The 25,949-nt window shown below is 65.9% G+C and carries 24 protein-coding genes; 11 read left to right on the top strand and 13 right to left on the bottom strand.

The genetic code is table 11. The features are described from left to right. The first annotated feature begins 7 nt into the window (after nucleotides 1-7). A complete protein-coding gene (gene mltG / locus NLI89_RS08360; protein WP_254686618.1) occupies nucleotides 8-976 on the top strand; it encodes an endolytic transglycosylase MltG in 969 nt (322 codons plus the stop codon). Nucleotides 977-1,103: 127 nt separating this feature from the next. Here mltG and eda read toward each other — a convergent pair whose 3' ends face one another. The 8 genes from eda to NLI89_RS08320 all read right to left on the bottom strand — a co-directional run bounded on the left by eda (nucleotide 1,104) and on the right by NLI89_RS08320 (nucleotide 8,644). Further along, nucleotides 1,104-1,724 carry a bifunctional 4-hydroxy-2-oxoglutarate aldolase/2-dehydro-3-deoxy-phosphogluconate aldolase gene (eda, locus tag NLI89_RS08355; RefSeq protein WP_254686609.1) on the bottom strand — a complete coding sequence of 207 codons (621 nt, stop codon included), beginning with the start codon at nucleotides 1,722-1,724 and terminating at the stop codon, nucleotides 1,104-1,106. After that, entirely contained in the window at nucleotides 1,721-2,689 is a 969-nt protein-coding gene (gene glk / locus NLI89_RS08350) for a glucokinase (protein WP_254686608.1), read from the bottom strand. Before glk ends, eda begins: the two co-directional genes overlap by 4 nt. A 155-nt stretch (nucleotides 2,690-2,844) precedes the next feature. After that, on the bottom strand, nucleotides 2,845-4,659 hold the full coding sequence (gene edd, locus NLI89_RS08345; protein WP_254686607.1) for a phosphogluconate dehydratase: 1,815 nt from the start codon (nucleotides 4,657-4,659) through the stop codon (nucleotides 2,845-2,847). A gap of 2 nt (nucleotides 4,660-4,661) precedes the next feature. Then, on the bottom strand, nucleotides 4,662-5,366 hold the full coding sequence (gene pgl / locus NLI89_RS08340; RefSeq protein WP_132739130.1) for a 6-phosphogluconolactonase: 705 nt from the start codon (nucleotides 5,364-5,366) through the stop codon (nucleotides 4,662-4,664). Nucleotides 5,367-5,537: 171 nt separating this feature from the next. Beyond that, nucleotides 5,538-7,001 carry a glucose-6-phosphate dehydrogenase gene (gene zwf / locus NLI89_RS08335; RefSeq protein WP_254686606.1) on the bottom strand — a complete coding sequence of 488 codons (1,464 nt, stop codon included), beginning with the start codon at nucleotides 6,999-7,001 and terminating at the stop codon, nucleotides 5,538-5,540. A gap of 23 nt (nucleotides 7,002-7,024) precedes the next feature. Beyond that, complete coding sequence (gene argC / locus NLI89_RS08330) at nucleotides 7,025-7,948, bottom strand: N-acetyl-gamma-glutamyl-phosphate reductase (protein WP_254686605.1); 924 nt, start codon at nucleotides 7,946-7,948, stop codon at nucleotides 7,025-7,027. Then, the gene (locus tag NLI89_RS08325; protein ID WP_254686604.1) at nucleotides 7,945-8,343 is read right to left on the bottom strand and encodes an SH3 domain-containing protein; all 399 of its coding nucleotides are present in this window, start codon (nucleotides 8,341-8,343) and stop codon (nucleotides 7,945-7,947) included. The genes argC and NLI89_RS08325 overlap by 4 nt, the downstream gene beginning before the upstream one ends. After that, the gene (locus NLI89_RS08320) at nucleotides 8,300-8,644 is read right to left on the bottom strand and encodes a MarR family transcriptional regulator (RefSeq protein WP_254686617.1); all 345 of its coding nucleotides are present in this window, start codon (nucleotides 8,642-8,644) and stop codon (nucleotides 8,300-8,302) included. The genes NLI89_RS08325 and NLI89_RS08320 overlap by 44 nt, the downstream gene beginning before the upstream one ends. A 247-nt stretch (nucleotides 8,645-8,891) precedes the next feature. Between NLI89_RS08320 and secG the strand changes: the two genes are divergently transcribed. From secG to NLI89_RS08270, 10 genes are all read left to right on the top strand, one after another. Then, entirely contained in the window at nucleotides 8,892-9,287 is a 396-nt protein-coding gene (gene secG / locus NLI89_RS08315) for a preprotein translocase subunit SecG (RefSeq protein ID WP_254686603.1), read from the top strand. 84 nt (nucleotides 9,288-9,371) lie between these two features. Beyond that, nucleotides 9,372-11,006 (top strand): CTP synthase, encoded by a 1,635-nt coding sequence (locus NLI89_RS08310; protein ID WP_254686602.1) that lies wholly within the window; start codon nucleotides 9,372-9,374, stop codon nucleotides 11,004-11,006. A gap of 335 nt (nucleotides 11,007-11,341) precedes the next feature. Then, nucleotides 11,342-13,768: a TonB-dependent receptor gene (locus tag NLI89_RS08305; protein ID WP_254686601.1), complete on the top strand. Its 2,427-nt coding sequence runs from the start codon at nucleotides 11,342-11,344 to the stop codon at nucleotides 13,766-13,768. Nucleotides 13,769-14,013: 245 nt separating this feature from the next. Beyond that, a complete protein-coding gene (locus NLI89_RS08300; RefSeq protein WP_254686600.1) occupies nucleotides 14,014-14,448 on the top strand; it encodes a hypothetical protein in 435 nt (144 codons plus the stop codon). Nucleotides 14,449-14,511: 63 nt separating this feature from the next. Beyond that, on the top strand, nucleotides 14,512-15,372 hold the full coding sequence (panB, locus tag NLI89_RS08295) for a 3-methyl-2-oxobutanoate hydroxymethyltransferase (protein ID WP_254686599.1): 861 nt from the start codon (nucleotides 14,512-14,514) through the stop codon (nucleotides 15,370-15,372). Between the two features lie 71 nt (nucleotides 15,373-15,443). Beyond that, nucleotides 15,444-16,196 (top strand): tetratricopeptide repeat protein, encoded by a 753-nt coding sequence (locus NLI89_RS08290; protein WP_254686598.1) that lies wholly within the window; start codon nucleotides 15,444-15,446, stop codon nucleotides 16,194-16,196. Continuing rightward, nucleotides 16,193-17,515, top strand: a complete 1,323-nt coding sequence (locus NLI89_RS08285) for an outer membrane protein assembly factor BamB family protein (protein ID WP_248523153.1) — start codon at nucleotides 16,193-16,195, stop codon at nucleotides 17,513-17,515. The genes NLI89_RS08290 and NLI89_RS08285 overlap by 4 nt, the downstream gene beginning before the upstream one ends. A 193-nt stretch (nucleotides 17,516-17,708) precedes the next feature. Then, nucleotides 17,709-19,097 carry a ribosome biogenesis GTPase Der gene (gene der, locus NLI89_RS08280; RefSeq protein WP_254686597.1) on the top strand — a complete coding sequence of 463 codons (1,389 nt, stop codon included), beginning with the start codon at nucleotides 17,709-17,711 and terminating at the stop codon, nucleotides 19,095-19,097. Between the two features lie 15 nt (nucleotides 19,098-19,112). After that, the gene (locus NLI89_RS08275) at nucleotides 19,113-19,322 is read left to right on the top strand and encodes a sulfurtransferase TusA family protein (RefSeq protein WP_368077254.1); all 210 of its coding nucleotides are present in this window, start codon (nucleotides 19,113-19,115) and stop codon (nucleotides 19,320-19,322) included. An 82-nt stretch (nucleotides 19,323-19,404) separates the two neighbouring features. Then, nucleotides 19,405-19,845, top strand: a complete 441-nt coding sequence (locus NLI89_RS08270) for an Hpt domain-containing protein (RefSeq protein ID WP_254686596.1) — start codon at nucleotides 19,405-19,407, stop codon at nucleotides 19,843-19,845. Between the two features lie 184 nt (nucleotides 19,846-20,029). Here the strand turns inward: NLI89_RS08270 and bfr are convergent, their stop codons facing one another. The 5 genes from bfr to NLI89_RS08245 form a co-directional block, all read right to left on the bottom strand. Continuing rightward, entirely contained in the window at nucleotides 20,030-20,545 is a 516-nt protein-coding gene (gene bfr, locus NLI89_RS08265; RefSeq protein ID WP_254686595.1) for a bacterioferritin, read from the bottom strand. 102 nt (nucleotides 20,546-20,647) lie between these two features. Continuing rightward, a complete protein-coding gene (locus NLI89_RS08260; RefSeq protein ID WP_248523161.1) occupies nucleotides 20,648-20,818 on the bottom strand; it encodes a (2Fe-2S)-binding protein in 171 nt (56 codons plus the stop codon). Between the two features lie 82 nt (nucleotides 20,819-20,900). Further along, nucleotides 20,901-22,151 carry a DUF418 domain-containing protein gene (locus tag NLI89_RS08255; RefSeq protein WP_254686594.1) on the bottom strand — a complete coding sequence of 417 codons (1,251 nt, stop codon included), beginning with the start codon at nucleotides 22,149-22,151 and terminating at the stop codon, nucleotides 20,901-20,903. Nucleotides 22,152-23,329: 1,178 nt separating this feature from the next. Continuing rightward, nucleotides 23,330-25,558, bottom strand: coding sequence for a phosphoribosylformylglycinamidine synthase subunit PurL (gene purL, locus NLI89_RS08250; protein WP_254686593.1), 2,229 nt, complete (start codon nucleotides 25,556-25,558; stop codon nucleotides 23,330-23,332). A 68-nt stretch (nucleotides 25,559-25,626) separates the two neighbouring features. Then, entirely contained in the window at nucleotides 25,627-25,920 is a 294-nt protein-coding gene (locus NLI89_RS08245; RefSeq protein WP_254686592.1) for a BrnA antitoxin family protein, read from the bottom strand. Nucleotides 25,921-25,949 lie beyond the last annotated feature (29 nt).

The raw sequence follows: 25,949 nt of genomic DNA, 5'->3' as shown, positions 1-25,949 counted from the left end.
GGTGACGATGCGCAAGGTCGGCTGTTTCGGACTGATTATCGGCCTCGCCGCTGTCGTCGCGCTATTTCTGGTCGTGCAAGGCTGGGGCGGTGCGGGGCCAGCGCCGCGCGCGCTGGCGGTTCAGGTTCCCCAAGGCGCAAGTCTGGCCGCGGCGGCGGTCGAACTCGAAAAGGCCGGTGCGATCCGGTCCGCCACCCGGTTTCGCCTCTACGCGCGCGTCTTCGGCTCGGGCGATCCGATCAAGGCGGGCGAATACCAGATCCCCGCACACGCCAGCCAGTCCGACATCCTGAAACTCATGCAGGGCGGCAAGGTCGTCCAGCGGCTCGTAGTCGTCCCCGAAGGCTATCCCTCGGTCCTGGTCCACGACGCGCTGATGAAGGCGGAGGGGCTGACCGGCACCGTGCCCGTCCCCGCGGAAGGCTCGATCCTGCCCGACAGCTATGCGTTCGAGCGCGGCGACACGCGCGCGGCGGTGGTCGCGCAGATGCAGTCGGCGATGAAGACTTACCTCGCCAAGGCATGGGCGGCGCGCAAACCCGGTATCGCGGTGAGCACGCCACAACAGGCGATTATCCTCGCCTCGATCGTCGAGAAGGAAACAGGCAAGCCGTCCGAACGCCGCACTGTGGCTGCGGTCTACGGCAACCGTCTCCGCAACGGCATGCCGCTCCAGGCCGACCCGACCGTGATCTATCCGATCACCAAGGGCCGCCCGCTGGGCCGTCGTATCCTGCGGTCGGAACTGCATGCGAAGAACGGCTACAACACCTATGCCGAAGCCGGCCTGCCGATCGGACCGATCGCCAATCCGGGCCGCGCCTCGATCGACGCGGTGCTGAACCCGGCGCAGACGAAAGCGCTCTACTTCGTAGCAGACGGCACCGGCGGTCACGTGTTCGCCAACACGCTGGAAGAGCACAACGCCAACGTGAAGAAATGGTACGCCATCCGCAAAGCCCGCGGCGAGATGTAGCCACCGTCCGGCTCCCCTCCCTGGAAGGGAGGGGGGCCGGACGGTGGGTCGGCGTGCAATTGCCGACATGCCCGCCAAGCGGCCGACCCACCCCCGGCCCCTCCCTTCCAGGGAGGGGTGAAGAAGATCAGCCCCGCAGCGCGTTAGCCGCGCGCGCCTTGATCTCGATCTCGGCCATCGTGCCGCCGGTCACCCAGCTCCCGCCCACGCACAGCACCGGCTTGAACGCGAGCCATTCGGGCGCACTCGCCTCGGTGATCCCGCCGGTCGGGCAGAAGCTGCACTGATAGAACGGTGCCGCCAGCGCCTTAAGCGCCTTCAACCCGCCATTCGCCTCGGCCGGGAAGAACTTGAAGTGCGTTAGCCCCAAGTCGAGCCCGGTCATGATGTCCGCCGCGTTGGCGATCCCCGGCAGGAACGGGATGCCGCTCTCGATGATCGGCGTGGCGAGGCGTTCGGTCAGCCCCGGCGAGACGATGAACTCCGCGCCCGCATCGCGGACCTGCGCGAACTGCTGCGTGTTCACCACGGTGCCCGCGCCGACGATCGCGCCCGGTACCTTCTTCATCTCGGCGATGGCTTCAAGTGCGGCGCCGGTGCGCAGCGTCACTTCGAGCACGCGCAGACCGCCGGCGACCAGCGCCTCGGCAAGCGGACGGGCGAGCGCGGCGTTCTCGATCACCAGCACGGGGATGACGGCGCTGGTCTGCATGATGTCGGCAATGGTGGGCGAGGGGGTTGCGGTCATTGGGTATGTTCCTGTGCGAAGGCGGCCGCGGCGCCGAACAGGCCGGGCTGGGGATGGGTGATGAGCTTGACGGGCATCGCCGCCATCATCGTCTGGAAACGACCCTTGGCCACGAACCGCTGGTCGAAGCCCGAGCGGATCAGGCGATCCTTGATCCGGAAGCCGAGGCCGCCCGCGATCACGACCGCCTTGGCGCCCTGTGCGAGAGCGAGATCGCCCGCGACCGCGCCGAGTGCGAGGCAGAACCGGTCGAGCGCGGCGAGCGCGATCGAATCGGTGCCGTCGATCGCTTCGGTCCAGATCGTCTTGTCGTCATGGCTGGGGACCGCGCGGCCCTCTAGCGCGGCGAGCGTTTCGTAGATCGCGACGATGCCGGGCCCGGCGACGACACGCTCGGCCGAGACGCGCGTGAAGGTCTTGCGCAGCCGCTTGAGCAACGCGTCCTCGATCCCGTCGAGCGGGGCAAAGTCCATATGCCCGCCCTCGGTTTCGAGGACCTGATAACCGTTCTTTCGCCGCAGCAACTGCGCGACGCCGAGCCCGGTGCCGGGGCCGCAGATCGTCGTGATCCCCTCGGACGGCAGCGGCGTATCGGGGCCGCAGAGGTGGATGAAGTCGCTGCTCGGCACCTGCGCCACGGCATGGCCGACCGCGCCGAAATCGTTGACGACCACCCACTGGTCGGCCTTCAGCCGCTCGGTGATCAACGACTTGCGGATGATCCACGGGTTGTTGGTCAGCCGGATGACGTCGTTCGCGACCGGCGACGCGACCGCGATCCCCAGCGCGCGGGGGAGGGGGCGACCGAGGCCCGCCTCGAACGCCTGGTACGCGGTCTGGAGCGACGCATGGTCCGCGGTCTTCAGCGTCGCCGGCTCGCCGAGCGACACGACGCGACCGTTCTCGACCTCGGCGATCGCGAAGCGCGCATGTGTCCCGCCGATATCTGCCGCTACGATTTCCATGTCATCCTCCGTCCGATTTTATCATTACCGCCACCTCCGTCATCCCAGCGAAAGCTGGGATCTCAAGCCGCATAGTCCGTCCTCGTGGAGTGAGGTCCCGGCTTTCGCCGGGATGACGGGGGTGTGGCCAAGACGACGGCGGCGCGTGTGACGCTCTAAAGCCCAGCCCCAGCCAGCATTGCCGACGCACCCTTCTCGGCTTCGTCGGCCAGCCCGCGGAACATGCCGAACAGCTCGCGACCCATCCCGCTCACCGGCGGCGGCGTCGCCTCCATCTGGCGCGTCGCCCACACGTCCGCATCGACCAAGGCCTCCAGCGTGCCATTCATCGCATCCACCCGGATCATGTCGCCATCGCGGATCAACCCGATCGCGCCATCGAGCAGCGCTTCCGGCGAGCAATGGATCGCGCACGGCACTTTTCCGCTCGCGCCCGACATCCGCCCATCGGTGACCAGCGCCACCTTGAACCCGCGGTTCTGCAACACCCCCAGCGGCGGCGTCAGCTTGTGCAGTTCCGGCATCCCGTTCGCGCGCGGCCCCTGGAAGCGGACGACGACCACGACGTCCTTCTCCAGCTCACCGCGCTTGAACGCCTCGATCACGTCGAGCTGGTCGTCGAACACCATCGCGGGCGCCTCGACGATCCAGCGCTCGCGCTCGACCGCGGACACCTTGATGCACGCACGGCCGATATTGCCCGCGAGAATCCGCATCCCGCCATCCGGCGAGAACGGCGCGGTCGCAGGGCGCAGGATCGTCTCGTCGCCGCTGTCCGGCGTATCGCGCCAGGCGAGTGTGTCGCCTTCGACGACCGCGGTCTTCGCATAGGCGGACAGGTCGTCGCCGCCGATCGTCATGATGTCGCCGTGCAACAGCCCTTCGCCGAGCAGTTCGCGGATCACATAGGGCATGCCGCCGGCCGCCTCGAACGCGTTCACGTCGGCCGAGCCATTGGGATAAACGCGCGCGATCAGCGGTATCGCGCAGGAGAGGCGGTCGAAATCCTCCCAGTCGATGATGATCCCGGCCGCACGAGCGATCGCCGGAACGTGGAGCAGATGGTTGGTCGAGCCGCCGGTCGCGAGCAGCCCGACCGCGGCGTTCACGATCGCCTTCTCGTCGACGCAATGCCCCAGCGGCCGGTACGAATCGCCGCGCGCGCCGATCTTCGCCAGCCGGTGCACAGCCGCCCGCGTCAGTTCCTGCCGCAGCTTGGTGCCCGGATTGACGAACGCCGCGCCGGGCATGTGGAGGCCCATGACCTCCATCATCATCTGGTTGGTGTTCGCCGTGCCGTAGAAGGTGCACGTGCCCTTCGAATGATACGCGCCGATCTCGGCTTCGAGCAGCTCGTCGCGCCCGACCAACCCTTCCGCGAACTTCTCGCGGACGGCGGCCTTCGCCTTGTTCGGCAAGCCGGTCGGCATCGGCCCGCCGGGGATCAGCACCATCGGCAGATGCCCGAAGCGCAGCGCACCCATCAGCAGGCCCGGCACGATCTTGTCGCAGATGCCGAGCAAAGCGGCACCCTCGAAAGTGCCGTGCGACAACGCAATCGCCGTGCTCAGCGCGATCGTGTCGCGGCTGAACAGCGACAGCTCCATGCCAGGATAGCCCTGCGTAACGCCGTCGCACATCGCCGGCACGCCGCCCGCCACCTGCGCGGTCGCACCGGCCTCGCGCGCCCAGACCTTCATCAGTTCCGGGTAGCGATAATAGACCGCGTGCGCCGACAGCATGTCGTTGTAGGCGGTGACGATGCCGATGTTCATGCCGGCATCGGCCTTCATCGCGTCGCGGTCTTCCTCGGTCCCGGCATAGGCGTGCGCGAGGTTCGCGCAGCCCAGGCCCGGACGCCGGACCTGCGCCGCCGCCTCGCGCTCGATCAACGCGAGATAGGCGGCGCGGCTGTCACGCGAGCGCTCGATGATCCGGTCGGTGACCGCGGAGACGACGGCGTTCAGCATGGTCACGGTGCCCAGTGCACGTCGACCGGCAGCTCGACTTCGGCGAGCACGCGGCCGATCGGATAGGACGACGATGGCCCCTGTTCGATCGCCTGCTCCAGCACCTTCTTCTTCGCGTCGCCGGTGATCATGATCATCAGCGCCTTCGACGAAGCGATCGCCGCCGCCGAAAGCGTGACGCGCGCTAGCGGTGCTTCGGGCGGCAGCGGATCGGGCATTACGCCGAGCGCACGGCGTTCCTTGGGACCGCTCAGCGCCTCGTCATAATCGGGGCCGGGGAAGATCGACGCGGTATGCCCGTCGCCACCCATGCCGAGCAGACAGAAGTCGAGCGGCCAGTGCAGGTCCTGCATGAGCGCATCCGCCGAGCGACCCGCAGCCTTATAGTCCGACATCGCCTCGGGAACGATCGGCTTCACGCGCGCGCCCTTGGGGAGGAAGATCTTCGCCAGCGCCGTCACGTTGGACAGCGGATCGCCGAGCTTCACGATCCGCTCGTCGCCGGGAATGATCGTGACCTTCTTCCAGTCGAGCTTGGCCTGGGCGAGCTTTTCATACGCGGCGAACGGCGTCTTGCCGCCCGCGAGCGCGATCACCGCCGAGCCGCGCGCGTCGAGCGCACTCTCGATGACGAACTGGATATCGCCCGCGACTGCGTTGGCGAGCTCGTCGGAATCCTCGTAATCCCACCATTCGATTTCGGTCATATATTTGAACTCACTCAGAAAATTGCTGTCAAAAATGCCGTTCGTGCCGAGTAGGGATCGAGCGAAGTCGAGATCCCGTATCGAGGTACAATGCCACAATCGGGCCGATCCCTCGATACGCCTTCTCGGCTTCGCTCGAAGGCTACTCGGGACGAACGGAAGAAACCAAACTCAGTCGTCCTGCCAGGTCACGCCGTCGCGCTCGGTCAGTGCGATCGCCGCGGACGGACCCCAGCTACCCGACGGATAGCTTTTGGGCTTCATCGCGTTCGCCTTCCAGCCCTCGCGGATCGCGTCGATCCAGGTCCATTGCGCCTCGACCTCGTCGCGGCGCACGAACAGCGTCTGGTCGCCCTCGATCAGGTCGAGCAGCAGGCGTTCATACGCGATCCGCCGACGCGTGCCGGCGAACTCGGCGTCCATGCTGAGGTTCAGTGGCACTTCGCGCAGGCGGACGCCGTCGCGGTCGAGACCCGGCTCCTTCGCCATAACCAGCAACTGGACATATTCCTCCGGCTGCAGGCGGATGATCAGCATGTTGGGCTGCAACAACCCGCCACGCCCGGCGAACATCGAATGCGGTACCGACTTGAACTGGATCGCGATCTCGCTGCGGCGCGCGGCCATGCGCTTGCCGGTGCGCAGATAGAAGGGCACGCCGCGCCAGCGCCAATTGTCGACATGCGCCTTGATCGCGACGAACGTCTCGGTGTTCGAGGCCTCGCCGAGTTCGTCGGAGTAGCTCTTGACGAACTTCCCCTTCACCGCGCCTTCGCCATATTGGCCGGTGACCGTGACGTTGGGCACTTCCTCGGGCTTGATCAGGCGCAGCGAACGGAAGACCTTCGATTTTTCGTCGCGCACGTCGGTGCCTTCGAACCGTGCGGGCGGCTCCATCGCAATCAGCGCGAGCAGTTGCAGCATATGGTTCTGGACCATGTCGCGCAGCGCGCCGGCGTTCTCGTAATAGCCCGCGCGCTCCTCCAGCCCGACCGTCTCGGAGATCGTGATCTGGACGTTGTCGATGCCCTGCGCATTCCAGACTGGCTCGAAGAACGAGTTGCCGAAGCGCAGCGCGAGGATGTTCTGGACGGTTTCCTTGCCGAGGTAATGATCGATCCGATAGGTCCGGTCTTCCGGGAAGGCCTTCGCCACCGCGTCGTTGATCTCGCGGCTCGTCTCCAGATCGTAGCCGAGCGGCTTTTCCAGCCCGACGCGGACCGTCTCGCCGGCAAGGCCGACCTTGTGCAGCCCTTCGATCGCCGATTCGAAGAGCGACGGCGCGGTCGAGAGGTAGATTGCGAGGCCGCCGGAGATATCGCCGATCTTGTCCGCCAGTGGTTGGAACGCGGCGGGATCCGACAGGTCGGTCGCCTGATAGAACAGCCGGTCGAGGAACGTCCCGATCGCAGCTTCGTCCTTGCGATCCTCGGGCAGGAACTCGTCGAGCGCCTTCTTGGCGAACTTGCGGTAATCCTTGTCGTCATGCTCGTGACGCGCAGCGCCGGTGATCGTCAGGTCCTCGGGCAGCAGGCCGTCGGCGTGCAGGCCATAGAGCGACGGCAGCAGCATGCGCTGCGCGAGATCGCCGGTCGCGCCGAACAGGAGCAGCTTGGCTACGGGATTACGGTGCATGAAAGCTCCTGGAACTGGCCGGTTCAGAAAACCAGGCCGGCGACCGGGTCGACCCCGGCCATGATGTTGAGGTTCTGGACCGCGGCACCGCCGGCGCCCTTGCCCAGATTGTCGAGCGTCGCGACCAGCCGTGCATGGCCGACCGAATCGTTGCCGCAGACCCGCAGCGTGAGCCGGTCGGTCCCTGCATTCTCCTCGATATCGATCGCGCCGATGTCGCCGGGCGCCACCGTCACGAGCGTCGCGCCGTCGAACGCCGCGCGCAAGACGTCCTCGATCGCCGCGAGGGTCGGGCGGCCGGGCAGGGCGTGGAGATGAAGCGGGACCTCGACGACCATGCCGCGATAGGCGTTGGCCACCGCGGGCGCGAAGATCGGTGCGTGGGTCAGGCCCGCATGCTGCGTCATCTCGGCGATGTGCTTGTGCGCGAGGCCGAGCGCATAGGCGCGGAACGCGGTGGTCGAGCCACCGGCCTCAAACTCGGCGATCATCGCCTTGCCGCCGCCCGAATAGCCCGAGGTCGCGTTGATGCTCAGCGGAAGATCGGCGGGGATCAGTCCGGCGGAAACCAGCGGCGCGACGAGCGCGAGGAAGCCGGTGGGATAACAACCCGGGTTCGCGACCCGAGCGGCGCTGGCGATCTTCTCGGCCTGACCTGGCAGCTCGGGGAAGCCGTAGGTCCAACCCGCAGCGACGCGGTGCGCGCTCGACGCGTCGATCACGCGGGTTCGCGAGTTGTCGATCAGGGCTACCGCCTCGCGCGCCGCGTCGTCGGGCAAGCAGAGGATGACGAAATCGGCATCGTTCAAGGCCTCGCGCCGTGCCGCCGGATCCTTGCGGCGATCCTCGGCCAGCAACGCAATCGAGATATCGCTCCGTCCGGCAAGCCGATCGCGGATTTCGAGGCCGGTGGTGCCGACGGCGCCGTCGATGAAGACGCTGGTCATGCTGCGTCCGCTGGCAGATCGGCCGGCAGATCGAGCGCCGCAGTCTCGACATAGCCGACCAGACCGCTTGGCCGCGCGACGCCCCATGCGGAAACGCCAGCAATCTCCAACACTTCGAAACTGTCGCCGGGGTTGAGGTCGACCATCGTATCGCTCGCTTCGTCTCGTTCACTGCGCAACAAAGCTGTGCGCGCGACGGCCCGTATCATCGGCACGGCATAGTGTGGAGCGAATACGTATTCGGCCAACCGAATGTCGGCGATATCGCGCCGAACCGCATGCGTGCGCGGGTCCAGATCCACCGAACGGCCCGTCAGCGAAAAGCTCGTACGGGCCTTGTCGTCGAATGGCTCAAGCGTGAGCGGGGGTACGGCCGTTTGAGCCGGCGCCAGCATCGTTGGGGGCGGGGCCGTCGCCGATGAATTGCCCGAACTCTTCAAGAAAATCTGCCCCTTCGGTCGTGCGCGCGACGAAGATGTTGCGCTTGTCGCTGTCGTCGCGTTGCCGGCGCAGATAGCCGAGGGCACCCAATCTGTTCAAGGCGCGCGTGACGACCGGCTTCGATACGTTCAGCGCACGGGCGAGGCCGCGCACCGTATGCGGCCCGGGTTTAAGGTAAACGAGCAGAAGCAATGCCATCTGACGATTGGTCAGATCGGGTTCGCCCGAGCGGACATAATCCACCAGAGCGGTCATCCAGGTCGATAAGGTATTGGCTGCCATTGATGCCACAGCGTTGATCCGCCATCTGAATTTATATGCACGATACCCAGTCATGAGCGTCATTACGGGTTCACAACGCCTGCCCGCACGGCTTGTTTCCGTAGTTTCGCACGCGGCATGCGATATGCCGTGCCCCCGATCCGGTTGATCGCCCGGTTGATCGAAGCCGCGGTGTCGCCTATGTGCGCGCCTTCGCAAAAGTTCCGGGGTTTTCCGCGCAATGTTCGCCTTCCTGCTCGTCATCCACGCGATCATCGCGGCCGCCCTCGTCACGGTGATCCTCATGCAGCGGTCGGAAGGCGGCGGTCTGGGCATGGGCGGTAGCCCGTCGGGCCTGATGTCGGCCCGCGGCGCGGCCGATTTCCTGACCCGCGCGACCGGCGTCCTCGCGACGATGTTCGTGCTGTTCTCGATCCTGCTCGCGGTCCTCGCGGCGAATCACCGGACGACCACGATCGACACCTCGCTCGCCCGCACCCCCGCGGCGGCAACGGCCGTCCCGACCGCACAGCCGAAGGGCGACGCCGCACCGTTCGCCGGTGGCGGTGAAAACGCCGGCGTTCCCGCTGGTACCACGGCTCCGGCCGACAACGGCGCGGTCCCGCTAGCCAACTAAACACTCCATTCGCCGATAAATGCGCCCCGCGTGATCCGCGGGCGCTTGTCGTTCGTCCCCAACACACGCTACGAGACTCTTCCCATGGCTCGGTACATTTTCATCACCGGGGGCGTGGTTTCGTCGCTCGGTAAAGGTCTCATGGCGGCATCGCTTGCCGCCCTCCTTCAGGCACGCGGTTACAGCGTCAGGATTCGGAAGTTTGATCCGTATCTTAACGTCGATCCCGGCACGATGTCGCCGTATCAGCACGGCGAGGTGTACGTCACCGACGACGGCGCCGAGACCGATCTCGACCTCGGCCATTACGAGCGCTTCACCGGCGTTCCCTCGCGCCAGTCGGACAACGTCACGTCTGGTCGCATCTATCAGCAGATCATCACGCGCGAGCGTCGCGGCGATTATCTCGGCGCCACCGTGCAGGTCATCCCGCACGTCACCGACGCGATCAAGGCGTTCGCCCGCGCCGAAACCGACGGCATCGATTTCATCCTCTGCGAGATCGGCGGCACCGTCGGCGATATCGAATCGCTGCCGTTCATCGAGGCGATTCGCCAGCTCAAGAACGAGGAAGGCCGCGGCAACGCGATCAGTATCCACGTAACCCTGGTGCCGTACATCGCCGCCGCTGGCGAACTGAAGACCAAGCCGACCCAGCATTCGGTCCGCGAACTCGCCGCGCTCGGCGTTCAGCCCGACGTGCTCGTCTGCCGCTGCGAACATCCGCTGCCGCCATCGGAGCGCGCCAAGATCGCGCTGTTCTGCAACGTCCCCGCCAGCGCCGTCATCCCCGCGCTCGACGCGAAGAGCATCTACGCGGTGCCGCTCCAGTATCACGGCGAAGGCCTCGACATCGAAGTGCTGCGCGCGTTCGGTATCGAACCCGCCGAGGCACCCGACCTGTCGCGCTGGACCGAGATCATGGACCGCCTGACCAATCCGCAAGGCGAAGTCACGATCGGCGTGGTCGGCAAATATGTTGGGCTCCAGGACGCGTACAAGTCGCTCAACGAGGCTTTGGTCCATGGCGGCATCGCGAATCGCGTGAAGGTCAACGTCCGCTGGATCGACGCCGAGCTGTTCGAGAACGCCGAGAGCGACATTGCCGGCCAGTTGGAGCCGTGCGACGCGATCCTCGTTCCCGGCGCGTTCGGTGAGCGTGGCGCGGAGGGCAAGATCGCGTCGGTGAAGTTCGCGCGCGAACGGAAGATTCCCTATTTCGGCATCTGCTTCGGCATGCAGATGGCCTGCGTCGAGGGCGCGCGCGATCTCGCCGGGATCCCCAATGCGTCGTCGACCGAGTTCGGCCCGACCGACGAGCCGGTGGTCGGCATGATCACCGAATGGATGGGCCGCGAAGGCCTCGAAACGCGGGCGGCCGAAGGCGACATGGGCGGCACGATGCGGCTCGGCGCGTATGACGCGAAGCTGACCGGCAACAGCGTGGTGGCCTCGATCTATGGCGGCACTGAAATCTCGGAACGCCATCGTCACCGTTACGAGGTCAACACGGGGTATAAGGAAGCGCTCGAACAGGGCGGCCTCGTCTTCTCCGGCATGTCCCCCGACGGCACGCTCCCCGAGATCGTCGAACGCCCCGACCATCCCTGGTTCGTCGGCGTCCAGTTCCACCCCGAACTGAAGTCCAAGCCCTTCGACCCGCACCCCCTGTTCGCCAGCTTCATCGAAGCCGCGGTGAAGCAGAGCCGCCTGGTCTGACCTTCGATCCTCCCCCGCCAGGGGGAGGTGTCTGGCCCTTGCCAGACGGAGGGGGAGGTAAGCGCCAACCTTCGTTCCGTATCCTCCCCCTCCGTCACCTTCGGCGCCACCTCCCCCTGGCGGGGGAGGAACGTGGCCGGTGTCTGTCGCAAGCCGTCCTGTTTCCTTCCGTCACCCCGGAACCAGTCCGGGGTGACAGATTTCACGCAGCTCGTCTCTTTTGAAGCCTGGCACGAGCGCCACGAAGCCACTCTTTCCACCCCCAAAGACAAGCTCGCATTGAATATCCCCCAAATCGGTAGACTTTGCGCGCCGAGGTTCAGGGGAAAAAATTCATGTCGCTTACGCTCGCGCTGTTGCTCGCCGGTCAGGCCGCTACCGTCCCGCCGCCACCGGCAACCCCGCAGACGCCCGCCGGGGATCAGGCGCCCGAGCCGGCCAATGGTCGTCTCGGCAATCAGCAACAGGGCGGCGGCGACATCGTCGTCACCGCACGCCGTCGCGCAGAGACGATCCAGACCGTCCCGATCGCGATGTCCGTCATCGGCGGCACCGCGCTTGCCGAGACCGGCGCGTACAATGTCAGCCGCCTCACGCAGCTCCAGCCGACGCTGCAATTCTATTCCACCAATCCGCGCAATTCCGCCGCCAACATCCGCGGTCTCGGTGCACCGTTCGGCCTGACCAACGACGGGATCGAGCAGGGCGTCGGCATCTATGTCGACCAGGTCTATTACAGCCGGATCGCCTCGGCGACGTTCGACTTCACCGATACCGAGCGGATCGAAGTCCTCCGCGGGCCCCAAGGCACGCTCTACGGCAAGAACACCACCGCCGGCGCGATCAACATCACGACGCGCAAGCCCAGTTTCACGCCCGAGGCGCGGATCGAACTGACCACCGGCAACTACCAGTTCGTCCAGGCCAAGGCGTCGGTGTCGGGCCCGCTGATCCCCGACAAGCTCGCAATCCGACTGTCGGCATCGGTGACCGAGCGCGACGGCACGATCCACAATGTCGTGACCGGCAAGGATCTGAACGCACAGGACAATAAGAGCGTGCGCGGACAGCTCTACTGGAAGCCGACCGACACGCTCGATCTCGCTCTGTCAGGTGACTACGGCCAGCAGAACCCGAATTGCTGCGTGCAATATTACGCGCGGACCGGCGCGACGCAGCGGCCGCTCAACCGCCAATATGCCGCCCTCGCCGCCGCACAAGGTTATGTCGTGCCATCGACAAACGCGTTCGACCGGGTGACCGACGTCGATACGCCGTTGCGCGCGAAGCAGGAACTGGGCGGCGTGTCTCTGCTCGGCAATCTGGATCTCGGCGCGTCGACGATCACCTCGGTCAGCGCGTGGCGGTTCTGGAACTGGGATCCGTCGAACGACCGCGATTTCATCGGCCTGCCGATCACCACCGTCTCCGCCAACCCGTCGCAGCAGACCCAGTATAGCCAAGAACTGCGGATCGCCTCGAACGGCAGGCACACGCTCGATTACGTGCTCGGCGCGTTCTATTTCTACCAGACGATCGATACGCAGGGGCTTCAGGTGCAGAGGCCGGCGGCGAGTGCGTTCCTGCTCAACCCGACCAGCGCGGGCGGGCGCAATCCGGCGACGTTGAACGGCCTGACCGCACGCAACACGATCGGCTTCAAGAACACCAGCGCGGCGCTGTTCGGTAAGCTGACCTGGAACGTCAGCGACCGGTTCCAGATCGCGCCGGGCCTGCGGCTCAACTACGACAAGAAGAAGGGCGATTATGTCTCGGTCGTCACCAACGGCTCTGGCACGGCGCTGACCGCGGACCAGCGCGGCGTGCTCGCGCCGCAGAGCTATCAGCCCGATTTCGACAACTGGAACCTGTCGGGGGATATCACGGCCGCCTACACCGTGACCTCCGACATTCACGCCTATGCGACCTACGCGCGGAGCTACAAGTCGGGCGGCATCAACCTGTCCGGCCTGCCGCTCGACGGCAGCAACAACCCGATCCTCTCGGCCGCGACGGTGAAGCCCGAAAAGGTGAACCATTTCGAATTGGGGCTCAAGACTCAGTTCCTAGACCGCCGGGTTACCCTGAACCTCGCGGGGTTCTGGACCGAGATCAGCGATTACCAGGCGACCGTCACCAACGGCCAGCTCGGCGTACTGCGCGGCTATCTCGCCAATGCCGGCAAGGTCCGCACCCGCGGTCTCGAATTCGACTCGGCGTTCCGCCCCACCGACCGGTTCAGTTTCTACGCGAACGGCGCCTACACCGACGCGAAATACGTGAAGTTCGTCGATGCGCCGTGCCCGCCCGAACTGTCCGGCGGCACCACCGCGACCGCTGGCCAGACGCCGAGCGCTCCCGGCACCGCCGGCGGGATCAGCCCGCAGAACTGCGACATCTCCGGCCAGCGCCTGCCCGGCGTGTCGAAATGGGCCTTCTCCTACGGTGCGGAATACGATCTGCCGGCAACGCTCGCCGGTCTCGATGGCCAGCTTTATCTTGGTTATGACGGCAGCTACCGGTCGACCTTCTCGTCCAACCCGTCGCGCTCGGCCTATACCGACATCAACGGCTATGCGCTGAGCAACTTCCGCTTAGGGTTCAAGACGAAGGACAGCTGGAACGTCTTCGGCTGGCTCCGCAACGCGTTCGACGAGAACTATTACGAAGTGCTCGCACTCCAGTCGGGCAGCACCGGCCTGATCGTCGGCCAGCCCGGTGATCCGCGCACCTATGGCCTGACCGTCTCGCGGTCGTTCTGATCGTCACCCCTGATCGGTCGTCACGGCGCGTTCAGGTTTGGCGTTTTATAGAGCGGGATACGGCCCGGAGAGGCATCGCAGTCGGAAGCTCCCGATGTCTCTCCGGTTCGGCGCAATCGACCTGCTTACGCGGTCTCGACGCGCGTCCGACGCCATCCCCTTGCACGCAGCCCCTTCGAAGCGCAGTCTGTTGATCTAAAGCAATAGGCTCAGACAAATCGGGCCGGGTTAACAAGGGTGGTGGCATGTTCTTCGTACGACAGGGGCCTTTGTGGTTTCGGCTGACCACGGGCGCCCTCGTCGCCTGGGCGCTCATCGGCTGCTTCATGTTCCTGCAACAGGTGCGGCTCGGCGCCGATGCCATGGGGAGGGCGAGTGCCTATGACCGGGCGCTCTATGCGGCCCTACCCAACTGGTACGTTCCGCTGTTTGCCGTCGCGGTCCTGTCCGGCCTGATCGGCGCCGTGCTGTTGTTCATGCGCCGTGCCAGTGCCCGACCGTTCCTGATCGCATCGCTGGGTGCCACGATCGTGCAGTTCGGCTGGCTGTTCGCATCGACCGATATCGTCGCGCGCAAGGGCGCCGGCGAGACGCTCGTATTGCCCCTGGTCGTCGTCGGGATCGCGGCGTTCACGCTCTGGCTCGTCGGCCATGCCCGGCAGAAGGGATGGGCGGTTTGATCGCTCCCGGGCCGATGATCCGAAGGCTGGGCGAGCCCCGACGCGCGCGCTAGTAGCATCGCCATGTCCACGACCTACACCCTCGACACCGCGACGAGTCGCGCAAACCCCACGCCGGCCCCGCTGAAGCGGCTGACGATCCCCGCGATCCGCCGCCAGAAGGGCAAGACGCCGCTCGTCATGCTCACCGCCTACACGGTTCGCACGGCGCAGTTGCTCGATCCGCATTGCGACATGCTGCTCGTCGGCGACAGCCTGGGGCAGGTGATCTACGGCCTGCCATCGACCGTGCCCGTCACGCTGGAGATGATGGCCGCCCACGGCGCGGCGGTGGTGCGGGGGAGCTATCACGCGGTCGTCGTCATCGACATGCCGTTCGGCAGCTATGAGGCGTCGCCCGAAAAGGCATTCGAGAGCGCGGCATGGTTGCTCAAGCAGACCGGCGCGGCGGCGGTAAAGCTCGAAGGCGGCACCGCGATGGCGCCGACCGTCAAGTTCCTCACCGAGCGCGGCATTCCGGTGATGGGTCATGTCGGCCTCACCCCGCAGGCGGTCAACGTGCTCGGGGGCTACGGCGCCCGCGGTCGCACGCCCGAGGAAGCCGCCAAGATCGTCGCCGATGCGCAGGGCATCGCCGAGGCGGGCGCCTTCGCGCTGGTGATCGAGGGCGTGGTCGAGCCGATCGCGATCGAGATCACCAACACCGTGTCCTGCCCGACGATCGGCATCGGTGCTTCGGCGCAGTGCGACGGCCAGGTGCTGGTAACCGAGGACATGCTCGGCATGTTCGAGCGTACCGCGAAGTTCGTGAAGCGGTTCGCGGATATCGCCGACACGATCTCGTCCGCGACGCAGACCTATGCGGACGATGTCCGATCGCGCACATTCCCGGGGCCCGAGCAGGTCTACGCGCCCAAGGATTGATCCGCTTCCGTTTCGGTCCCGGCGCGGCTAAGGTCCGCGCCGTCCATCCCCCCAATATTCCGGAGTTGTCCTTGGCCCTCCCGCCGAAAACCGATGAAGCATTCCTGCGCGAGGTCGACGAAGAACTCCGTCGCGACAAACTCGCCGGGTTCTGGACGAACTGGGGTATCTGGGTCGCGATCGGCGTCGTCGCCGCGCTCGCCGCACTGGCCGGCTTCCTTTACTGGCAGCATCACAATGGCGAAGCGGCCGGCGTCGAGGGTGAGCAGCTTCAGGCCGCCTACGACTCGCTCGGCGCCAACAACGCCGCGGCCGCAGCCAAGCCGCTCGCCGAACTCGCCAAGTCGAACCGCGACGGCTACCGCGCGCTGGCGCTGTTCACGCAGGCCGACGTCCTGCTCCAGAAGGACGACCTGAAGGGCGCAGCTGCCAAGCTCGGTGCGATCGCCGCGGACACGTCGCTGGCCAAGCCGTTCCGCGATCTCGCACTCGTTCGCCAGACGTCGGCCGAGTTCGACACGCTGAAGCCGCAGGTCGTCGTCGAGCGGCTTCGTCCGCTCGCCGTCCCCGGTGGTCCGTGGCTCGGCAGCGCGGGCGAGATGGTCGCGATCTCCTATCTCCGCATGAACCAGCGTCAGCAGGCGGGGACCTTGTTCGGCCAGATCGCGCGCGATACCGGCGTGCCGGAGACGATCCGTCAACGCGCGGTTCAGATGGCCGGCGTACTGGGTGTGGACGCTGTTGCCAGTGCGGGTGCCAGCACGGGAGCTACTGCCAGGGTGATCACTCCGGCTGCATCAAACGAGGATACCAAGGCGCAATGATGAAGACATATCGGGTGACGGTCGCCGTCGCCGCGCTCGTGGCGCTCAGCGGTTGCGGAATCTTCAAGGGTGGCGTGAAAAAGACGCCGACCGTCGGCGACCGCGTCTCCATTCTGGTCTCGGAGAACGAGGTCGAGACCGACAAGACGATCGCCGACGTCCAGGTCCTGCTGCCCGCCCCCGCCGTCAACGACGCCTGGACCCAGCCCGGCGGCAACCCGGCAAAGTCGATGGGCCAGCTCGCGCTAGGCGATCAGCCCCAGCGGGCGTGGCAGGCGTCGATCGACGGCGGCTCGAACCGCCAGCGGCTCGGCGCGGCACCGGTTATTGCGGACAACAAGCTGTTCGTGACCGATGTCACCGCGACGGTCCATGCGTTTGCCGCCGATACCGGTGCTGCGCTCTGGAGCGCGGGCATTACCGAGGGCAAGCTGAACAGTGCGGCACGCTTCGGCGGCGGGGTCAGCTATGACGACGGCAAGCTGTATGCCACCGACGGTGTCGGTGACGTCGTCGCGATGAACGCGGCTGATGGCGCGATCCTGTGGCGGGCCAAGCCCGGTGCGCCGCTCCGTGGCTCGCCGACCGTCGCGAACGGCGCGGTCTACGTCCTGACGCAGGACAACCAGGTCTTCTCGCTCAACCAGGCCGACGGCAAGGTCCAGTGGGTCCAGTCGGGCACGCTCGAAACGCAGGGCGTCTTCGGCGTCGCGGCTCCCGCGGTCAGCCAGGGCACCGTGGTCGCCGGCTTCTCCAGCGGCGAACTCAGCGCCTATCGCTACGAGAACGGCCGTATCCTGTGGCAGGACGCGCTGTCGCGCACCTCGGTGACCACCTCGGTGTCGAGCCTGTCGGACATCGATGCCGCACCGGTGATCGACGGCGGCCGCGTCTATGCGGTCGGGCAGGGTGGCCGCATGGTCGCGCTCGAGCTGTCGACCGGTCAGCGCCTGTGGGAGCAGAATTTCGCGGGCATCTCGACGCCGTGGATCGCGGGCGAATGGCTGTTCGTGGTCACCGACGACGCGCGTCTCGTCTGCCTGTCGCGTTCGAACGGCAAGGCCCGCTGGATCGCCCAGCTGCCCCGCTTCCAGAACGAGAAGAAGCGCAGCAACGCGATCACCTGGTTCGGTCCGATCCTCGCCGGCAACCGCCTGGTCCTCACCAATTCGCGCGGCGAGATCAATTTCGTCTCGCCGACCGACGGCACGGTGAGTTCGACGATCGAAACGAAGACGCCGTTCTCGCTGCCCCCGATCGTGGCGAACTCGACGCTCTACACGCTCGACCAGAAGGGAAAGGTCACCGCCTACCGGTGACGTATACTCCCTCTCCCCGCCGGGGAGAGGGAAGGGGCCCGGCGCACTTGCGCTGGGAAGCGTGAGGGGAGTGAGGCTCGGGAGCGGGCCCAAACTCCCCCTCACCCTTCCGTCGCTGCGCTCCTCCCTCCCTCTCCCCGGAGGGGCGAGGGACATAGGTGACCTTTGCCGCGACACGCGCTAAGGCCCCCACATGTCCAAACTCCCCGTGGTCGCGATCGTCGGCCGCCCAAATGTCGGCAAGTCGACCCTGTTCAACCGCCTCGTCGGCAAGAAGCTCGCGCTGGTCGACGACCGGCCCGGCGTCACGCGTGACCGCCGCGAGGGCGACGCGTCGCTGATCGGCCTCGAATTCCGCATCATCGATACCGCCGGCTACGAAGATCACGACGCGCAGACGCTGCCCGGCCGGATGCGCCAGCAGACCGAGGCGGCCGTCGCGCAGGCCGACGTCGCGCTGTTCCTGTTCGACGCGCGCGCCGGCATCGTCCCGCTCGACGAGGAGATCGCGCGCTGGCTGCGCACCGCCGACGTCCCCGTCATCCTCGTCGCCAACAAGGCCGAGGGCCGCGCGGGCGAAGACGGCATCCTCGAATCGCTCGCGCTCGGCTTCGGCGACCCGGTCCAGCTCTCGGCCGAACACGGCGAAGGCATGGGCGATCTGTTCGAAGGCCTGCTCCCGCTGCTCGAAGGCAAGGAAGAGCTACCCGAGGAAGATCCCGACAACGAATATGAAGGCCCGTTGAAGCTCGCGATCGTCGGCCGTCCGAACGCGGGCAAGTCGACGCTTGTCAACCGCATCCTCGGCGAAGACCGCATGATCACCGGCCCCGAGGCGGGCATCACCCGCGATTCGATCAGCGTCGACTACGACTGGCACCCGACCGGTGGCGAAGCGCGCAAAGTCCGCCTGATCGACACCGCCGGGATGCGCAAGCGCGCCAAGGTGCAGGACAAGCTCGAGAAGATGTCGGTCGAGGACGCGCTCCACGCAGTCGACTTCGCCGAGGTCGTCGTGCTGCTGCTCGACGCGACGCTCGGCCTCGAGGCGCAGGATCTCCGCATCGCCGACAAGGTGCTGCAGGAGGGCCGCGCGCTCGTCATCGCGCTCAACAAATGGGATATCGCCGAGAGCGCCTCGTCGCTGTTCAACGGCGTTAAGCGCGCGCTCGAAGACGGCCTGTCCCAGGTCAAGGGCGTCACGGTGATGACGGTGTCGGGCGCGACCGGCAAGGGCATCGACCAGTTGCTGCAGGCGTGTTTCGACACCCGCGACGCATGGTCGAAGCGGGTCGGCACCGGCGAGCTCAACCGCTGGTTCGAGCGCGCGATCGAGGCGACGCCACCACCGGCCCCAGGCGGCAAGCGGATCAAGATGCGCTACGTCACGCAGGTCAAGACTCGCCCACCCAGCTTCGTCATCTTCGGCACGCGCGTCGATCAGCTGCCGGCGAGCTACGAGCGCTATCTGGTCAATTCGATGCGCAAGGACCTCGGGTTCGGCGCGGTTCCGGTCCGCCTGATGTTCCGCGCGCCGAAGAACCCGTACGACGACAATGGCAGGGGCGGCGGCGGCAATTAAGCGGCGGCGTCCGGCGTGGTTCGGATCGACGCCCGGGGTATGCGCTGCCCTTGGCCGGCGGTGCGGCTCGCCCGCGCGCTGCGTGACGGCGCGCGGCGGGTCGAGGTTCTGGCGGACGATCCGCAGGCGCCGACCGAACTCGCCGCGGTCGCCGAGGCGGCCGACGCGACGGTAGATATCATTTTGGATGAATTTTACCGGACCTTTGTCGTAACTTGTCGGTAGTATGACAACAGTGTGTTTACCTGAAACGGGTAAGATGCTGTTCAAATCTTCATGGCGCTATTGCTCAACAGGAGAAGGCGACTTGTCGTTCGAAGGAAGCACCTTGATCAACTGGCCGGCATATTCGCAGGCGCGGAGTGAGCTGGGTGCGGGGTTCGTCCGTATCCTGGGCTATTTCCGCGAGGACGGCGTGAAGTCGGTTGCCGCGATCGAGGCGGCGATGCGGTCGCTCAACGCGGCGGCGATGGTGATCCCGGCGCATACGCTGAAGGGCGAAGCGCGGCAGTTCGGGGCCGAACCGCTGGCGGACCTTGCCGAGGCGATCGAAGTGATCGCGCGCGATTGCGTCGAGATGCAGGATACGCCCGAAGAAGCGCTCGAGCACATCGTCCAGTTGCGGCCGCTGTTCGTCGAGACGCTGACGTTGCTGGAGCGCGAAGCCAATCCGATCGTGGCGCGCAAGCCGGTCGCTGGCGGTGGTTTCGGTCGTCGCGCCATCCCGACCGGGTTCGGCGAAGACTAGGGAAACTCGATCCTCCCCCGCCAGGGGGAGGTGGCAGGCGACAGCCTGACGGAGGGTGCGGTAAGCGAAACCGCTGCTCCGTGTCCTCCCCCTCCGTCACCTACGGCGCCACCTCCCCCTGGCGGGGGAGGATCGAGCGTCCCAGTGAGGCAGGCGATACCGACTCACCGGCATCGCCCGTAGCTCACCCCTTCAGATACGGCGCCGCGCCCGCCTTGGGCGAATCATGCTCCGAGATCGAGTTCAGATGGATGTAGTTGTGGATACCCATCCGCGCGATCATCTCGAACTGGCGTTCGAGCGTGTCGACATGCTCTTCCTCGCTGGCGAGGATGCGCGCGAACAGGTCGCGGCTGATATAATCCTTGACCTCTTCGCAGTACGAGATCGCGCCCTTGAGCTGGACCGTCGCCTCGACTTCGAGCGCCAGATCCGACTTCAGGACCTCCTCGACGGTCTCGCCGATGCGGAGGCGGCCGAGCAGCTGGAAGTTCGGCAGGCCATCGAGGAACAGGATGCGCTCCGACAACCAGTCGGCGTGCTTCATCTCGTCGATCGACTCCATCCGCTCGTACTGGGCGAGCTTGTAGACGCCCCAATGCTCGAGCATCCGGTAATGGAGCCAATATTGGTTGACCGCGGTCAGCTCGTTCTTGAGCGCCTCGTTCAGATAGTCGATTACTTGGGGGTCGCCGCGCATGGCCATATCTCCGTCACCTCTGACGACCATGTAGCGCCGGCGATATCGCAACCGCAACCCAAAAAATGGCGGATTTCTGCGGTTTCTTAGCTGTTGCGACGCTTATGCAGCAGCGCGTTCCTCATTGATAATCGCTCGCGCTACCGATGTGCACTGGCCGCATTTGGGCTGGCGGCCCATCGAACGGAAAGCTTGGCAGGGTGTGGTGCAACCGCCGCGTGCGCAGTTGCGAACGTCGGATTCTCGTATGGCATTGCAAACGCAGACGACCATGGGAACTCCCTAGCTGTGAGCCCGGGATACGGATAATGCGAACCACTCGCAAGCTCTTTTTGCGTCTTATTCGCAAATAGCGTCATCGGCTGGTCGTAATCGCCGAACCACGCATCGGCTGCCACTCATACCGTGCGAGGCTCCGCCACAGCCATTCGAGCGGGCCATAGCGGAAGCGATCGAGCCATGGCTTCGACCATCCGAGCATCCCGATCCATACCACCGCCACGACGATATAGAGTTGCGCGCGCGTCAGATGGCCGAACAGGCCGACGCCATAGCCGTAGAACAGCGTCGTGCAGACCAGCGACGTGCCGATATAATTGGAGAACGCCGTGCGCCCCGCGGCCGCGATCCGCGTGGTCAGCCAGCCGCCGGGCCGGGCCAGCACGATGATCGACGCGGCATAGCCGAGGATCAGGATCGGACGCACCGGCGTCGCCAGCGTGATCCACGACAGCAGGACATAGCGGGGATCGAAACCATGCCCGATCTCGACCGTCGCGATCGCTGCATAGGCGATCCAGCCCAGGCCGACGCAGACGATCGCGATCGTGCGATACGCGTGGTGCGACCATGCGCCGATCAAAAACCCCGACCGCAATCCCGCCATGCCGAGCAGCATATAGCCCAGCGTCTCGGCGCCGACCGCCACGATCACGCTCGCCGGATCGACCTGATCGGACCAGCGGTGCGCAACGAGATCGGCGTAGCTGCCTCGCCCGATCGCGATCTGGCGGGTGATTTCCTGCTGCGTGGGGCCACCGAAGTTTGCCGCGAAACTCTGCCAGTTCGCCAACGCGCGGGCGGTCGCGTGGGGGGCTGAGGCCGTGGCGCGCAGGTCGAACGCATAGCCCGCGAGCAGGACGGACTGGATCACCTGCAATGCGACGAACATCAGCCCGATCAGCACCAGCAGACGCGTCGGCAGGCGGTTGAACATGAACGCCACGCAGCCGACGATCGCATAGTGCAGCAGGATATCGCCCCACCAGATCAGATAGATATGGATCGCACCGAACACGGCGAGCCACGCCATCCGCGGAAAATGCACTGCTGCGGCTTCGTCGCCCTGCGCGCGCGCGCCGTCGATGACCAGCAGCATCGACGCCCCGAACAACACCGAGAACAGCCCGCGCATCTTGCCGTCGATGACGATGAAGTTGGCGGTCCAGGCGATCGTGTCGGCAAGGCTCGGCGCGCCCATCGAGGCCGGCGACATATAGGCGAAGTCCGGAAAGCCGAACGCGGCGATGTTGGCGGCGAGAATGCCCATGACCGCAACGCCGCGGATGACGTCGAGCGTGGCGATTCTGGTGGCGGCGGCGGTCATGCGGGAAAAGTGAAGTATAGGAAGTATAGACGCTCGCGCAGCATTTCGCGGGGTGTTTCTCGGGGGCGTCTCGGTGGCTTGGATGCGGCGTGGTTGCGTTCGGAGGTGCGGTCGTTTTGGTTGATCGGGGCAGCCTCGGGCGTTGCTCGATCGGCGCTCAGGTCCGGTCGACGTCTTTCAGCGCTGCGGTGGGGGAGGACTGCTTGGATCATGATCCGACGCTGGCATATTGGGGTGATGTAGGACAGCCTGCGCGATTAGCTGAAGCGACGGGCGGCTGTGCTGGCTTGCCGTGACAGGGTTGTCTGGGCGATATCCTCGACGTCGGTAATTGTTCGTCGGCGGCGAACCGTATCCGTATCCGTGTCCGTATCCTTGCCTGTCTTCGGCACTCCGACCCGGCATCGACCTCGCACCACGCGTCGCCCCAGCGGAAGCTGGGGTATGCCTGTTGGCGAGTGTTGCGACCCGATCGGGGAGATCCCAGCTTTCGCTGGGATGACGGGGTTGGGGGCGGGAATGGGAGACGGCGGGCGACGGGGCTTGCCGTGGCAGGATTACACCGGCGATACCTCCACATCGGTAATTGTTCGTCGCTTAAGCATACGAACCGGTATCCGTATCCGTATCCGTGTCCGTATCCGTGTCCGTATCCGTGTCCGTATCCGTATCCGTACCCGTGTTCGGTACTCCGACCCGGCATCGACCTCGCACCACGCGTCGCTCCAGCGGAAGCTGGGGTATGCCTGTTGGCGAGTGTTGCGACCCGATCGGGGAGATCCCAGCTTTCGCTGGGATGACGGTTGGGGGGCGGGGGCGATTATCGGCGGGTGCCGGGATCTGCCAGCAGGTCGGGGTTCGACGAAATGGCGGCGCGCACTTCCTTGTTCTCCCGCGAAGGCGGGAGCCCAGACTGGGTCCCCGCCTTCGCGGGGACACAAGGTGGTTTGGGGTCACTTTCCTTGGCCCAAACTTGACCAGAAAACCGACCACCCCGGCTTAGGCCGGGGCCCAATTGGGGGACGGTTATGGCGAAGGGGAGCGCTTCGTTGCCTTGGCTATCCCAATTGGGCCCCGGCCTTCGCCGGGGTGGTTGCTTGATTCTGGGGTGGCTGCTAAATTTTGAGGGGGTGCTCAACGTCAGGGCCGCGGTGTCAATCATCCGCCGCCGCCGCGCATCAGGCCAACGCCGCGTCGACCCCCATCAGCTTCGGGAAGAACCCCTCATGCGCCGTCCGCAGCGTATCCAGCGCGATGACGTCGTCACGGTCGGGGCGTTCGAAGATCAGGCGCTTGCCGCCGGTGCGGCCCAGCGGTTCGGCCTCGACCTCGGCCGCGTGTGCCGCGCCGAGGAAGTCGAGCAGCGCATGGTCCTCGACGGTGACGATGTAGACGCCCTGGTCCTCGGCGAAGAACGCGCGGGCGCAGTCGAAGGGCTGTTTCCGATCGATCATCGCGCCGATGCCGCCGGCGAGCGCCATCTCGGCGAGCGTCACCGCGATGCCGCCGTCGGACACGTCATGGACCGCGGTCAACTGGCCGAGGCTGATCGCCTCGCGGATCAGGTCGCCGACGCGGCGTTCTGCGGCGAGATCGACCGGCGGGGGCGGGCCGGCGTCGAACTGTTCGCGGCCGTGGCATTCGCGCAGCCAGAGCGACTGGCCGAGATGGCCGCCGCGCGTGCCGACCGCGAGGATGATGTCGCCCGAACCCTTAAACGCGATCGTCGCATTCTTCTGCCAGTCCGCCAGCAACCCGATCGCGCCGATCGCCGGCGTCGGCAGGATCGCGGAACCACCGCCGGTCGCCTTCGACTCGTTGTAGAGCGAGACGTTGCCCGACACGATCGGGAAGTCGAGCGCGATGCAGGCGTCGCTCATGCCTTCGAGGCAGCCGACGATCTGGCCCATGATCTCGGGGCGCTGCGGATTGGCGAAGTTGAGGCAGTTGGTCACCGCGAGCGGTAGCGCGCCGACCGCGGTCAGGTTGCGCCAGGCTTCGGCGACCGCCTGCTTGCCGCCCTCGACAGGATCGGCGAAACAATAGCGTGGCGTGCAGTCGGTGGTCATCGCCAGCGCCTTCTGCGTGCCGTGGACACGGACGACCGCGGCGTCGCCACCGGGGCGCTGCACCGTGTCGGCGCCGACCATGTGGTCGTATTGCTCCCAGATCCAGCGGCGCGAGGCGATGTCGGGCGAGCCCATCAACGTGAGCAGGTCGGCGGCGATATCGTTGCTGTGCGGCGCGTTTTCGAGCGGCGCAGGCTTCGGAGTCGGCACGTGCGGGCGATCGTACAGCGGCGCTTCGTCGGCGAGCGGCCCGAGCGGGATGTCGCAGACGGTCTCGCCCTTGAACGTCAGCACCATGCGGCCGGTGTCGGTGACGCGGCCGATCACCGCGAAATCGAGTTCCCACTTCTTGAAGATCGCCTCGGCCTCGGCTTCGCGACCGGGCTTAAGGACCATGAGCATACGCTCCTGCGATTCGGAGAGCATCATCTCGTACGGCGTCATGCCGGTTTCGCGCTGCGGCACGTCGTCCATCACGAGCTCGATACCGACGCCGCCCTTCGACGCCATCTCGACCGACGACGAGGTGAGGCCCGCCGCGCCCATGTCCTGGATCGCGACGATGACGTCGGTCGCCATCAACTCGAGGCACGCTTCGATCAGCAGCTTCTCGGTGAACGGATCGCCGACCTGCACGGTCGGGCGCTTGGCGTCCGAATCCTCGCCGAAGTCCGCGCTCGCCATGGTCGCGCCGTGGATGCCGTCGCGACCGGTCTTGCTGCCGACATAGACGATCGGATTGCCGATGCCGCTGGCCGCCGAATAGAAGATCTTGTCCTGATCGGCGATCCCCACGGTCATCGCGTTGACCAGGATGTTGCCGTCATACGCCGCGTGGAAGTTCACCTCGCCGCCGACGGTCGGGACGCCGACGCAATTGCCGTAGCCGCCGATGCCGTGGACGACGCCCGAGATCAGGTGGCGCATCTTGGGGTGATCGGGCCGGCCGAAGCGCAGCGCGTTCATGTTGGCGATCGGCCGCGCGCCCATCGTGAAGACGTCGCGCAGGATGCCGCCGACGCCGGTCGCCGCGCCCTGGTACGGCTCGATGTACGAGGGGTGGTTGTGGCTCTCCATCTTGAAGATCGCCGCCTGGTTGTCGCCGATATCGACGACGCCGGCGTTCTCGCCCGGGCCGCAGATGACGCGGGGGCCCTTGGTGGGCAGCTTCATCAGGTGGATCTTGCTGGATTTGTAGCTGCAATGCTCGGACCACATGACCGAGAAGATGCCGAGCTCGACCATGTTCGGCTCGCGGCCGATGGCGCGCAGGACGCGCTCATATTCTTCGGGGGACAGGCCGTGGTCGGCGACGATCTGCGGTGTGATCTCGGTCATGGGGCGGGCTTTAGCGGGGTGGGACGCATTCGTCACGTAGGCGACTGCTGCGATGTGTCCCTTCGCGATTAATTGTTCGGACCGTGCTGTATCTTGGCCTTTCGCAGAGTTTCGTTGATCCGCGACTGCCACCCTGGTCCGCTCGCCCTGAACCGTTCAAGCACGTCGTTGTCGAGCCGCAGGGAGACGAGCGACTTGCCAGAGGTGACGGAGCCCTTTGGCCTACCGCGTGGTCTACTGCCGTTTGGAAAGGCCGCTGCCAGTTCCGGAAAGTCTGCGATCGGCCGTGCCCGCGCAAAATCGGCTTCGGTCCATTCGGGATTCTCATCGTCGAATACGACCTCGGGGGTATCACCAGCCATGACGGCGTAACTCCTTCGACGAAGTGAGC

It is taken from the genome of Sphingomonas faeni (genome assembly GCF_024273235.1).
Lineage (GTDB): Bacteria > Pseudomonadota > Alphaproteobacteria > Sphingomonadales > Sphingomonadaceae > Sphingomonas > Sphingomonas faeni_A.
Note: the sequence above shows the minus strand (reverse complement) of the source record. Positions and strands in the feature narration are given on the sequence as shown.